The organism is Colwellia sp. BRX10-1, from assembly GCF_014077545.1.
Classification (GTDB): domain Bacteria; phylum Pseudomonadota; class Gammaproteobacteria; order Enterobacterales; family Alteromonadaceae; genus Colwellia_A.
Genome location: NZ_JACGWC010000018.1, coordinates 34413 through 47290 on the forward strand (window position 1 = coordinate 34413; position 12878 = coordinate 47290).

11 protein-coding genes are annotated in these 12878 nt (G+C 39.1%); 9 read left to right on the plus strand and 2 right to left on the minus strand.

What is annotated here, in order from left to right; genetic code table 11:
- Positions 1 to 56 precede the first annotated feature (56 nt).
- Positions 57 to 956 carry an ATP phosphoribosyltransferase gene (gene hisG / locus H4J75_RS14045; RefSeq protein WP_070376230.1) on the minus strand — a complete coding sequence of 300 codons (900 nt, stop codon included), beginning with the start codon at positions 954 to 956 and terminating at the stop codon, positions 57 to 59.
- A 494-nt stretch (positions 957 to 1450) separates the two neighbouring features.
- Here hisG and H4J75_RS14050 point away from each other — a divergent pair, with 494 nt between their 5' ends.
- The 8 genes from H4J75_RS14050 (at position 1451) to fadD (ending at position 9210) form a co-directional block, all read left to right on the plus strand.
- Positions 1451 to 1807 (plus strand): hypothetical protein, encoded by a 357-nt coding sequence (locus tag H4J75_RS14050; RefSeq protein WP_182222474.1) that lies wholly within the window; start codon positions 1451 to 1453, stop codon positions 1805 to 1807.
- Between the two features lie 97 nt (positions 1808 to 1904).
- A complete protein-coding gene (locus H4J75_RS14055; protein ID WP_182222475.1) occupies positions 1905 to 3833 on the plus strand; it encodes an ATP-dependent DNA helicase in 1929 nt (642 codons plus the stop codon).
- A 21-nt stretch (positions 3834 to 3854) separates the two neighbouring features.
- Positions 3855 to 4580 carry a tRNA (adenosine(37)-N6)-threonylcarbamoyltransferase complex dimerization subunit type 1 TsaB gene (gene tsaB, locus H4J75_RS14060; RefSeq protein ID WP_182222476.1) on the plus strand — a complete coding sequence of 242 codons (726 nt, stop codon included), beginning with the start codon at positions 3855 to 3857 and terminating at the stop codon, positions 4578 to 4580.
- A gap of 66 nt (positions 4581 to 4646) precedes the next feature.
- Positions 4647 to 5126 (plus strand): hypothetical protein, encoded by a 480-nt coding sequence (locus H4J75_RS14065; protein ID WP_182222477.1) that lies wholly within the window; start codon positions 4647 to 4649, stop codon positions 5124 to 5126.
- Between the two features lie 57 nt (positions 5127 to 5183).
- Complete coding sequence (locus H4J75_RS14070; RefSeq protein WP_182217530.1) at positions 5184 to 5864, plus strand: M50 family metallopeptidase; 681 nt, start codon at positions 5184 to 5186, stop codon at positions 5862 to 5864.
- Positions 5851 to 6429 carry a Slp family lipoprotein gene (locus H4J75_RS14075; protein WP_182230857.1) on the plus strand — a complete coding sequence of 193 codons (579 nt, stop codon included), beginning with the start codon at positions 5851 to 5853 and terminating at the stop codon, positions 6427 to 6429. Before H4J75_RS14070 ends, H4J75_RS14075 begins: the two co-directional genes overlap by 14 nt.
- 5 nt (positions 6430 to 6434) lie before the next feature.
- Complete coding sequence (locus H4J75_RS14080) at positions 6435 to 7307, plus strand: alpha/beta fold hydrolase (protein WP_182222479.1); 873 nt, start codon at positions 6435 to 6437, stop codon at positions 7305 to 7307.
- Positions 7308 to 7545: 238 nt separating this feature from the next.
- The gene (gene fadD, locus H4J75_RS14085) at positions 7546 to 9210 is read left to right on the plus strand and encodes a long-chain-fatty-acid--CoA ligase FadD (RefSeq protein WP_182217534.1); all 1665 of its coding nucleotides are present in this window, start codon (positions 7546 to 7548) and stop codon (positions 9208 to 9210) included.
- 60 nt (positions 9211 to 9270) lie between these two features.
- Here the strand turns inward: fadD and H4J75_RS14090 are convergent, their stop codons facing one another.
- The gene (locus H4J75_RS14090; RefSeq protein ID WP_070376239.1) at positions 9271 to 10017 is read right to left on the minus strand and encodes a YciK family oxidoreductase; all 747 of its coding nucleotides are present in this window, start codon (positions 10015 to 10017) and stop codon (positions 9271 to 9273) included.
- Positions 10018 to 10287: 270 nt separating this feature from the next.
- Between H4J75_RS14090 and H4J75_RS14095 the strand changes: the two genes are divergently transcribed.
- Positions 10288 to 12708 carry a VolA/Pla-1 family phospholipase gene (locus tag H4J75_RS14095; protein ID WP_182217535.1) on the plus strand — a complete coding sequence of 807 codons (2421 nt, stop codon included), beginning with the start codon at positions 10288 to 10290 and terminating at the stop codon, positions 12706 to 12708.
- Positions 12709 to 12878 lie beyond the last annotated feature (170 nt).

The following is a 12878-nucleotide window of genomic DNA, read 5'->3' on the forward strand; positions in this document are numbered from 1 at the left end:
TACCCTAGATTTTTGGGATCACAGCCGTGGCGATGCAATCCCAAAGATGACGCGCATTAGCCCATCATTTTTTCAATTGGCATAACTAATATAGAGTTACAACCGAGTGCATTGAGTTTTTCCATTGTTTCCCAAAAAAACGTTTCGGTAGCAACAACATGAACAGCAACTAAATCATCGCGACCCGCTAAAGGTAAGATTGTTGGCGTTTCTTTACCAGGCATTAAGGCACTTACTTCGGCAATTTTATCTTTTGGCGCATGCAACATAATGTATTTGCTTTCTTTTGCTTTCATAACACCTTGGATGCGTGGCAATAAGGTATCAAGAATACTTTGTTTTTCGCTACACAAAGTACTCGCTGTTTGAATAAGCGATGCTTTAGATTTAAAAATCTCTTCTACTTCAACTAAACCATTGGCTTCTAGTGTAGCGCCGGTTGAAACTAAATCACAAATACCGTCAGATAAACCTACTCGCGGAGCAACTTCAACAGAGCCTTTTAATAAACAAAAATCAACATTGATGCCTTTTTCTTTAGCATAACGATTGAGTAGTTGAGGATAAGTCGTTGCAAAACGTAAGCCGTCTAAACTTTTGACGCCCTGATAATCAAAGCCTTCAGGCATCGCAATAGATAATCGACAACCACCAAAATTAAGCTGTGAAGTTCGAATGTATTGAGACTTTTGCCCCATCAATTCACGTTCTAATGCCGCTTCTTCTAGGGTGTTGTCACCAACAATACCTAAGTCACAAACCCCGTCCATCACTAAGCCTGGGATATCTGAGCTACGTACGCGCATTATATCGATAGGCATATTAGCAACATGTGCTAACAAACGTCGATCAGTAACATTGAGTGTTAAACCACAACGTTTGAGTAAGGCTTGAGTGTCGTCACTTAAACGACCTGATTTTTGCATAGCGATGCGTAAGCGAGTTTCTGTAGTCATGTTTGTATTTCCTTTAATAAAGCGTTGGCCAAAATTCTAGTACGTGTATATACAATTTCAAGGCCTATAAAATGCGAAAAACCCCCGAGAGAGATAGACTCTTTCGGGGGTTAAATCTGAGTTATACAACTCGCCGAAAGGTCACAGCCCCTCAGCGAATAAACCTGAGCAGCTAATCGATATGGTGATGATGGCGATGTAATGTGCTTAGGTTAATATTCATATTGTACTCATAGTTTGTTTTGTTATTTAACGAGTAAGTGTCATTCACTTTACACGTTAAATGGGTTAAATAATCTGACGAAAAATTTATTCCGTGACGATTATTCTCTCATGGCTTTTACAGTACTGATTATTTTTATAATGAGCAAGTAATAAATAAACACTTCTTATAAAATAATCGCATAAGGTAATAAAGAATTGTCTAAAATAGTCGATACTTAAGTAAAATAGCCGATACTTAAGTTAAGAATTTAATAAAGGACCTATAACTGATGGATATTTTTACCACCGTATTAACACGTGTTGTATCGGTGCCGATTAAACCTGAACGTCTGCGTGTGAAACCACTGACTAAAGAAGCTGCAATTAACGAGCTGACCGATGATTTGGATCATCTTGAAAATCATGAGCATTACGTTGTTTTAGCTAAAAAAGATTCTGATCAAAAAGAACATCAGCAAAATAAAAAGAAGCATCAATCAACGTCTGCTGTGATTGCCGATACTATTGTGGATAACACCCATGATGACACCGATAACGTGATCACTCATAAAGATGAACTGACTCACCCTAAGAAAAATCATGATGAACCCGATGAAGATATCACTCATTTGGATATTTTTGTTTAAGTTTTTTACTGGGCAACTCGCTCATTAATCGAATGTATATTTCTCTCTGGCTTTTTATTCTTTATACTGGTGGCAATATTTATCAGTAGTATTTTCTATGACCCTAGTTGAACAAGCATTTTCACCCTCAGGTATTCTCGCTAAAGTACTTAACGGCTATTCTCCTAGGCAGGCGCAAATTGATATGGCGATAGATGTTGAACGCGCCATCTCACAAAAGAGTTGCTTAATTGTAGAAGCGGGCACAGGAACAGGAAAAACCTTTGCTTACTTGATCCCATCTTTACTCTCTGAAAAAAAAGTCATTATTTCTACCGGCACTAAAAACTTACAAGAACAGTTGTTTCATAAAGATATACCGCTTATTCGTAATGCTATGGCAACGAATACGCAGATTGCTCTATTAAAAGGGCGGGCCAATTATCTGTGTATATATCGCCTTGAACTTTATGTAAAAGAACGTGGTCAGCTAGATGCGGCAATGTTGACAGATTTTGTCAAAATTCGTACCTGGGCAACGTCGACTCGCAGTGGTGATATTGGCGAAATAGTCGATGTCGCTGAAGATTCTGGCATTTTTCCTTTTGTTACCAGTACCACAGATAATTGCTTGGCAAAAGATTGTCCTAACTTTGACGACTGTTACTTAGTGCAAGCTCGAAAAAAAGCGATTGATGCGGATGTTTTGGTTGTTAACCATCATTTGTTTTTTGCTGATATGGCCTTAAAAGACACTGGATTTGGTGAACTTATTCCCAAAGCAGATGTGGTGATTTTTGACGAAGCCCATCAAATACCTGATATCGCCAGTGAATACTTTGGTGACGCTTTTTCTACTAAGCAAATTCTCGATTTATGTTCTGATGTTATTCAAATATACAAAACAACCTTAACCGATGTGAAACAATTAGGCAGAGCTGCAGAGAAGTGCCAAAAAGCGGCGCAAGAATTTCGTTTACTCTTTTTTTATGATCCTGAACGCGGCAACTGGCGAGAAAAATATGCCCAGCCAAGGTTTCAACAGGCCTTTGCTGCACTAAAAACAGATTTAGACTTTCTCTATCAAGTGATCAAGTTATGCATTTCTCGTAATGAAGCCATTGATAATTGCTACGATCGTGCCGTGGACATACTCGCGAAATACGACATTATGGCAAACGTTGATATCGATGGTATGAGCTTTTGGTATGAAACAACACGGCGGCATGTGGTCTTACATTTAACACCATTGAGTGTCGCCGACAAATTCAGTGATTATATTGCTAAGTCTGAAGCGGGTTGGGTTTTTACCTCAGCTACGTTGGCGGTAAATGGCGGCTTTGATCACTTTTCTCAGCAATTAGGTTTAAATATAGCGAAAACGAAAGCAGCGACCTTACTTGTTGATAGCCCGTTTGATTATCAATCGCAGTCACAGCTAATTGTACCGCGCTATTTACCTGCTGCTCAGCACCATAGTCGAGCACTAGCACTCGCTGAATTAGCGATACCGTTAATAACAGCAAGTAAAGGAGCTTGCTTTTTATTATTCACTAGCTATCGGATGTTAAACCAAGTTGCAGATATTTTAGCGGAAAAGATTGAATCACCCTTATTAGTGCAAGGGCGAATGAGTAAAGGACTTTTGTTAGCCGCTTTTATTGACAACCCACAAGCGATTTTATTAGCAACCGCCAGTTTTTGGGAAGGAGTTGATGTTAGAGGTGACAAATTAACTTGTGTCATTATAGATAAACTTCCTTTCGCTTCACCCGATGACCCGATGTTGCAGGCGCGCTGTGAAGATGTTCGACGGCGCGGAGGTGATCCTTTTGCTGAAATCCAATTACCACAAGCTGTTATTGCATTAAAACAAGGCGTTGGTCGTTTAATTCGAGATGTTACCGACCAAGGTGTCATGGTAATATGTGATGATAGATTAGTGAATCGTCCTTATGGCGAAGTTTTTTTAAAAAGTTTACCTATGATGAAGCGCAGTCGAGATATTGAGCAAGCGAGTGAATTTCTTACTTCACTATCAGAGTAATAGTTAATTTAAATAGTAATAATGATAAGTATTAGAGAGAATAATTTGAATTTTTTGGCAATAGACGCTTCAACGGAAGCATGTTCAGTAGCATTAACGTTTAACGACCAAACGATCAGTGAATTTGAGCTAGCACCACAATCGCATAGCTTAGTGTTACTGCCGATGATTGACCGCTTACTTAAAAAAGCCGATATAACGTTAGCACAATTAGATGGGCTTATTTTTGGACAAGGACCGGGAAGTTTTACCGGCGTTCGAATTGGCGTTGGCGTCGCACAAGGCTTAGCTTTTGCTGCTGATTTAAAAGTTGTAGGGGTATCAACCCTGCAGGCTATGGCTCAACAAGCTTACAGTCGGCACCAGCAAGTAGAGGTTATTGCAACGATTGATGCTCGTATGTCAGAGGTTTATGCGGGCTATTATCGATTAAATGAGCAAGGTATTATGGAAGCTGCGCTGCAAGATACCGTATTAGCACCTGAAAAATTAGCTGAGTATTTGAATGAGTCTTTAACTGAAAATCAGCAGGTCTATGGTGTAGGAACTGGCTGGGACGCTTATAAAAATGAACTTGAGCCTTTAAAAATTAATGCGGGAACACCAGAGATACTTTTTCCTAATGCGGAAGAACTACTAGAAATTGGTCAGTATTACTTTTCTCAAGGTAAGGCGGTTAGTGCTGAAAACGCTCAACCGGTTTATGTACGTGATACTGTTTCATGGAAAAAGCTACCGGGTAGGTAATCGATTTTATTTAAGTGAAAATACAAAAAGTTTTGTAATTTGGCAAAACTTTGGTAAATTTAAACTATGCAAATAAATAGTACGAGTTCGTACACGCCCCAATCAAGCGCATCGTTGTCGGTTGATAATCAAAATCAGGTTGCTGAGCAACGTGATCGTTTTCGTGTCCAACAAATTGAGCAAAGTACAGGGCAAGCTGAAAAAACCAACAAAGACAGCACGCAACAAACCCAAGAGCAAGACCAACAAGCGAGTCAAATTGCACGTTTTGATATCGATGAGCAAGCACTTGCTTTAGTCGAACAAGCTCAATTTGAGAATCAGCAAGCACAACTCAACTCAAGTGCATCACAAACCGTTTCAGCAAGTAATATTTCTTTTTCAGGCCAAACTAACCAGCAAGTCGGCAATAAAAATAATAGCCAAGCAAGTTATGACAGCCCATCAAAGCAAAACCAAACCGCAATTGCAGCATATTCTTCAGTAGATAATATTGCTCAACGTGAAAATATTCAGCAGGTATTTGGTATCGACTTACTTGTCTAATTAACACTAGCCGCGTTTTGTCACATATTCTTCTTTTATCATAATGAAAAATAATCCATGAATAGTAAGTCTTCGTCCTTTTTGAAAAAATATCACTTTTGGTTAATATTGATTACCGCATTAATTATTAGCCAAATTCCCATTGTTTCAATACCCTTCAAATGGCTTGAAAGTTATTTTCATGAAATCAGCCATGGCCTAGCTGCGCTCTTTACCGGGGGGACTATAGTACAAATTCAATTGTTTTCTAACGGGGCAGGGCTATGCACAACTCGTGGAGGAATGAATTTTTTTATTAGCTTTATGGGTTATGCTGGCGCGGCGTTATGGGGAATAGGGATTTACTTTATCGCGAGTATGCACCAACGGGCAGCACAAATATTAAGTGGTATTATCGCATTATTGTTACTAACCACTTTGATTTTTTGGGCTAGAGATATTTTAACGCTAATTATTATTAGTGTTTTGTTAGCACTCGTTTTATTGAAATTTAAATATAAAAAATTAAGTTACTTACAGACAAGTTTGCAAATAACAGGGGCAATTATTTTACTTAACAGTGTAAAAAGTCCTTGGTACTTGGTTGATGGACGAAACTTTGGCGATGGTGCTGCATTAGCACAACTGACTGGCATACCTGAATTTTTATGGGTCGTTATATGGTTTAGTATTGGTGTTGGTGGTATTGTTTGGTTAGCGAATATATCTAGAAAAGGTAAATATGATGAAAAAACGTAATATAATCTTAATGCTACCCTTATGGGTAAGTGCAATATTTATAAGTGGCTGTTCATCTGTTCCAGAAGCATTGCAGGTACCTGATAATACAGCATTAACAGACTTTGTCGTTGTTCGAGATAATGCTAATACAGAACAAGGAAATGCGGCTCGCTGGGGTGGCGTTATTGCAAAAGTAACCAATAATGCGAACAATAGTATGTTAGAAATTGTTCACTTTCCGTTAAAGTCATCAGCGATACCCAAGCAAGGTAATGAAACGTTGGGACGATTTCGTGTTTATTTTTCAGGTCTACTCGATCCCGTTATTTATAAAGAAGGTCGCAGTATAACTGCATTAGGCACTGTCGCCGCTTCAGAAGAAGGGAAAATTGGCGAGCACGAATATAATTATCCGGTCCTAACCGCGACAAAAATACACTTGTGGAAAGAAAAAAAGCAAGTCGATGTGCGCGTTATCCATAATCCATTTTGGTCGTCTCCTTCTTTCTGGCAGCCTCGCTATTCAAATTATCCAAGAAGAGTTGTAGTGAGAAAAGCACCAGCGCCTGTTAAAAAGAAATAGTCACCTTGCGTATCCCCGATAACGTCGAAGAGGTGAGTTTTAACTTAGGTGAACTCACCCTGACTGGTCTAGCTTGTGGTGACAAAAACGACGAGCTAGTCTTGTGTCTACATGGTTGGTTAGATAACGCGGCTAGTTTTGTACCTATGTTACCTTACTTTAAAGGTAAGCGTGTAATCGCTATAGATTGGCCGGGGCATGGCTTATCGTCCCACAGAAGTGCTGATGCCCATTATCATTTTATCGATTACGTTTATGATTTGTTATTGCTGTGGGAAGTAAATCACTGGCAGAAAGTTGATATAGTTGCCCATTCAATGGGCGGAATGATTTCATCAGCATTCTCAGCCGCTTTTCCTGAAAAGGTTAAGTCATTAACCTTACTTGATTCAATTGGCTTTATTAGTGGTGAAGCTGAGGAAGCGACCGAGCATTTACGTAAGGGGCTGTTAAGTCGTTTAACGTGCAATCAACAATTATCGCCTTCAGCAAAAAAGAAAAAATTTCACCCCAGTTTAGATTCTGCAATTAAGGCTAGAGTACAAGTGTCTGATTTAAACTTTCAACAAGCAAAATTATTGGTTGAACGGGGGATTATTGAAGATGGTAATGGCTTTATTTGGCGAACTGACCGTCGTTTAAGGAATACATCGCCGTATCGGCTGACGTTGGCGCAAGCAAAACAGTTTATTGAAGATATTACAATTCCTGTGCAATTAATTTATGGTGACAAAGGCTTGTCATTTGTACAAACTGGTTTGAAAGAATTTGGTCCATTGTTTGATAACTTTATCAGCTATAAATTAATTGGGGGACATCACTTCCATATGGCTGAACCTGAGCAGACTAGTAGACATATTTTAGAGTTTATTGGCTGATTTTTTCTAAATGTTACCGTTTATAAAGAGAAAACGGTAAACGTGGCTAAAATTTATAGACATCAGACCAGTAATCACGTAAAAAGAAAATTCAAACATCCGTTTTAAAAAATAAAAATTCATTCATATAGAGTAAAATGACGATATCGATTAAAAAATAATACGTAAAATATAAAAGTATTAATCGAGTAAAACCAATAATCGTCTACAGTTAAGCTATTATTAGAGGAGTCGCAAAGTGCAACAAACGCAAAAAATTTGGCTTGAAAAAAGTTATCCACCCGGTGTCCCATTTGAAATCGATGCAGATAAGTACTCCTCGTTATCTGATATGTTCAATAAATACGTTGATATTTATGCCGAACGCACTGCCTTTATTAATATGGGCGCAGAAATCAATTACCGAGATCTAGAGATACAATCAAAAGCGTTTGCTGCTTATTTACAAAATGATTTAGGTTTAGTTAAGGGCGATAAGTTTGCCATTATGGTACCTAATTGTTTGCAGTATCCTATTGCATTGTTTGGTGCTTTACTTGCTGGTTTGACCGTGGTTAATGTTAACCCACTATACACGGCCCGTGAACTCGAGCATCAATTGAAAGATTCAGGCACTAAGGCAATGTTAATCATTGAAAACTTTGCTAGTACCTTAGAAAAAGTCATTGATAATACCTCAGTTGAACATGTCATTCTTACTTCATTAGGCGACCGACTGGGTACTGTAAAAGGTGCGCTAGTTAATTGTGTGGTCAAATATGTTAAAAAAATGGTACCAGCCTTTAAATTATCAAACACCATTAGATTTAATAAAGTTGTCTCTCAGGGGATGCTCAAAGCTTACACGCCAGTAGAACTTTGTGGTGAAGATCTTGCGTTCTTGCAATATACCGGTGGTACAACAGGTGTTTCAAAAGGGGCTATGCTGACCCATCGCAATATGATTGCGAACTTATTACAAGCAAAAGCCGCAATAAAGCCTTTGATGGAAGATGGCAAAGAACTCGTGGTCACCGCATTACCGCTTTATCATATCTTCGCATTAACGGCTAACTGCCTAACCTTTTTAACGTTAGGTGGTACCAACTTATTGATCACCAACCCTCGTGATATGCCTGGTTTTGTAAAAGAGCTGGCTAAATATCCTTTTACCGCAATTACTGGCGTTAACACTTTATTCAATGGCTTATTAAATACTCCTGGTTTTAAAGACCTTGATTTTAGTACATTGAAAATGTCGCTTGGCGGCGGTATGGCAGTGCAACGTTCTGTTGGTGAAGCATGGGAGCGTGTCACAGGCACACGTTTATTAGAGGGCTATGGCTTAACTGAGTGTGCACCTTTAGTAACATTATGTCCTTATGATCAAAAAAGCTATAGTGGCAACATTGGTTTACCGGCGTCATCGACAGATATACGCATCATTAAAGATGATGGTAGTGATGCTGAGATTGGTGAACCAGGTGAGATGTGGGTAAAAGGTCCACAAGTCATGAAAGGATATTATCAGCGCGAAGCGGACACGGCTGAAATTCTAAAAGAAGGTTGGCTGGCGACAGGCGATGTAGCTCTTATGGATGATAAAGGTTTCTTTAAAATTGTTGACCGTAAAAAAGATATGATTATCGTTTCAGGCTTCAATGTTTATCCTAATGAAATTGAAGAAGTGGTCATGATGCATGAAGGTGTATTAGAAGTCGCTGCTATTGGTATAGATAATGACGCAACAGGTGAAGCGGTCAAGGTATTTGTTGTGCTTAAGGATAAAACATTAACGGAAAAAGATCTGATTAAACATTGTCGCGCCAATTTAACCAGTTATAAAGTACCGAAGTATGTTGAGTTTCGAGATGACTTACCCAAAAGCAACGTAGGTAAAATTTTAAGAAGAGAATTACGATAATTCTTAATTGATAAAACATAAAGGCTGTAAGTTTATTCTTACAGCCTTTTTTTTAGCTGCTTATTTTGCTTTTTGCGCGTTAACTCGTTGGCCATTAACAGCCAAACTATCACTCGTCATTAAATACACATAGGCTGGCATTATATCTACCGGTTTTGCTGAATCGTTTTCATGTTCTGCTGGGTAGGCAGTGTTACGCATATTAGTGCGTGTTGCGCCTGGGTTTATCGCATTTACACGTAACGTGGTATTTTCGTATTCGTCAGCAATAACTTGCATTAACCCTTCTGTTGCAAACTTTGAAACGCTGTATGCCCCCCAATAAGCTTTACCACTATTACCAACACCAGAGGTGGTAAAGACCAATGACGCATGATCACTGAGCAGTAATGCAGGGATTAACGCTTGAGCCATTAGATGCTGAGCCGTGACATTAACTTGCATTACATCTTGCCAAATTTGTTGATGTATCTGCGTGTAAGGTGTTAACTCACCTAGCATTGAGGCATTGAGTAACGCGCCATCAAGTTTACCAAATTGATTAACAATGGTCGCGGTCATATCTATGTAGTGCTGTTTGGTCGCACCCTTTAAATCAAGGGGGATAATGGCAGGTTCAGCGGAACCTTGTGCGATGATTTCGTCGTAAACTGACTCTAATTTAGCGGTTGTTTTTCCTAATAAAATAACCGTAGCACCTAATTCAGCATAGGTTAATGCCGCTTGGCGACCAATACCATCGCCTGCGCCGGTAACTAAAATTATTTTATTGGCTAAAGAATTTGCTGTTATTTGGTAATTAAACATAGTATCAATACAAATTATTTGAAGGTAAATAAGGCAGTAATTCTACTACTTTGACCTATTGACTGACGAGTAATATTTAAAAGTTTTAGCTAAAATGTTAGTTAAAGTTATAATAAAAGAAGAAACCGCTAGCACTTAGGCAGTTCTTACGGTAAGTTTAACTGGTCGAACAAGTTAGTTTTGTGAGCTACGCTTCACGAAATTACAGATAAATAAAAAATAAAAGCATAAAAAGCTAAATAATATAAAGCTCGTCTGTGGGGAGATAAAATGAAAAAGCTCGTACTTAGTGTTGCTATTGCCAGTGTTCTTGGACTAACGGCATGTGATGATGAATCAATTAAAGATGTTCAAAATGAAGTGGTTGAAAACGGCAGTGCCGTAACACCAACCGCTCGTGTTAAATTTAATCCAAGTGCGGGTGCTGCCGGACTTTCTATTCCGAATGACTTGATTTTTTCTGGTACCGTTGACGGTACGTTAGAAATTCCTGTTGCAGATCCAACTGATGGTTCAGACCCTTTTGTAGCCATTAGTGCACTGGACGGTTGGTCTATTTCTCAGCCTTTTCCTCTTGGAATTGAATTCCCAGCGGGTACATCTTTAGATGCCGCTAGTGCTTCTGAACCTGCGTCGGTAAGAGTCTTCGAAACAATTATGGGTGGTGATGCGAATGACAGTGATTGTACTGCTGTAACTCGTGGCCTTGCCTGTAAAGTTGTTGGTGAACTTGTGTTCATGCAAGATTTTGTTACGCAAAAATCTGGCGATAATGTTTTATTTATTCCGATTCAACCGCTTAAAGCAGAAACGACCTATGTTATGGTAATGACGAACAATCTTCGTGATAACAATGGTAAAGCTATTGCGGGTTCAACTACCTATGAATTAGCACGTCAAGATATTAATACTTTGCCACTAGGCAATGCATCGCAATTAGGTTTGCAAGCTGCAATTAATAGTTATGAGGCTGCTGTAGTCGCAGCAGGGGTTAGCAGTGATACTATTGTTTATACCGCTGCAATGACAACACAATCAACGACGCGTGTATTAAGCACGGTTAAGTCTTTGATGGCTGCTGGCGTACCTCAAATGGTTGCTAATGCTCAACAAGGAATCCCAGCAATTGGCGTAGCCGATACCGGTATTTCAGTTGCAAACGTATTAACGGGTTTAATTCCAGAAAGTTTGATCCCATTATATTCAGCAGCAAACTATATTCGTGGTTCAATTACACTTCCTTATTACTCAGGTGTACCTTCTGCTGAAAACCCATTAGCTCCTGTTAATGACTGGTGGCGTGCACGTTGTGATTCTGGCGCTACACTTGCTGGCTTAGCAGCAGCAAACCCAGCGGCGATCCCTGCTGATGCGTTAGATGCAAATGATGGTTTTTGTATGAATTTTGGTTTACGTGATTTAAGCTCAAGCGAAAATCCAGGATTAGCCACTCTTGATACTGAGCGTAATTTAACTAAGTTTAACCCTATCCCAGCAACAAGCGTCATGATGCCGATTGATGTGCAAATGACTACTCCTGATTTAGCTTGGGCTAACCCAGTGCGTGCAAGTATGGATTTAGAGCCATTAGTAGAACCTGCTAACGGTTGGCCAGTAGCAATATTAGTGCATGGCATTACCTCAACTAAAGAGCAAATGTTGCCAATCACTGGCATATTATCTTTATTTGGAATAGCAACTGTTGCAATTGATCAGCCATTGCATGGTAGCCGTGGTTTTGATTTAGACGGTGACGGTACTGATGAAATTAACACCAGTACTGTGTCTACATTACACTATGTTAATTTGGGTAGCATGCTGAGTATGCGTGATAATACTCGTCAAAGTACTGCTGATTTATTAGGTTTGCGTTTAGGTATGAACTTTTTAGGTGGTGCTGACAGCGATGGTAACCCAATTAAAATTGATAGCAGTAAAGTACACCTTCTAGGACATTCATTAGGTGGTATATATGGTATGAATGCTGTTGGTTTAGCAAATACCGAACTAAATCCACAAATTGATGGATTATTCAAAATTGCTAGTACCTCTTTAGCTATGCCAGGTTTAATGTTAGCTAACTTTGGTTTAGACTCTCCAGCATTTGAAGGCTTGGCTAAATCTAATTTAACCATGCAGTTATCGCCTGACTTTGCCGCAGCAGTTGCAGCAACATTACCTGCTGATTATACTCAAGCCGAACTAAGTGCTTTCTATTTTGCTTTCTATGATGGTTTATCTATTGAGCAAAAAGCAACACTAAATGCTGGTTTCGCGCAGTTCACATTTGCCGCGCAAACCGTTACTGATTCTGGTGACCCTATTGCTTATGTACAAGCATTAGCTGCGACACAAACACCTACACACTTCATTGAAGTTGTTGGTGACGGCGCAGACAACCTTTCAGACCAAACAGTGACTAACAGAGCACCGTTTACACCTATGGGTGGCACAGAACCTGCTATTGCTTTATTAGGCTTGGAAGCTGTTAGTGAAACTACTGCTGGCTCTGGTGTGGTAAGATTTGTTCATGGTCATCATAGTTCAATACTTGACCCTCGTGCTAATGCTGCTTCACCTGATGCTGCGTTAAGTGCTAGAGCAACACAAGAGATGCAATCTCAAGTAGCCGTATTCTTTGCGACTATGGGACAATTAATTCAAGTAACAGATACAGGTGTTGTTAAATAACTTTAGCAATAACTAAAAAAACCCTCTTAGGAGGGTTTTTTATTGCCTTTTTATTGCCTTTTTAACTTATTAACTTTATTTATTTGCAATATGCCCCATATAGCTAATAGATAAATTTAAATATTAGCCTCAAGTCAATAAACGATTTAGACATATGAAGTTAATAACAG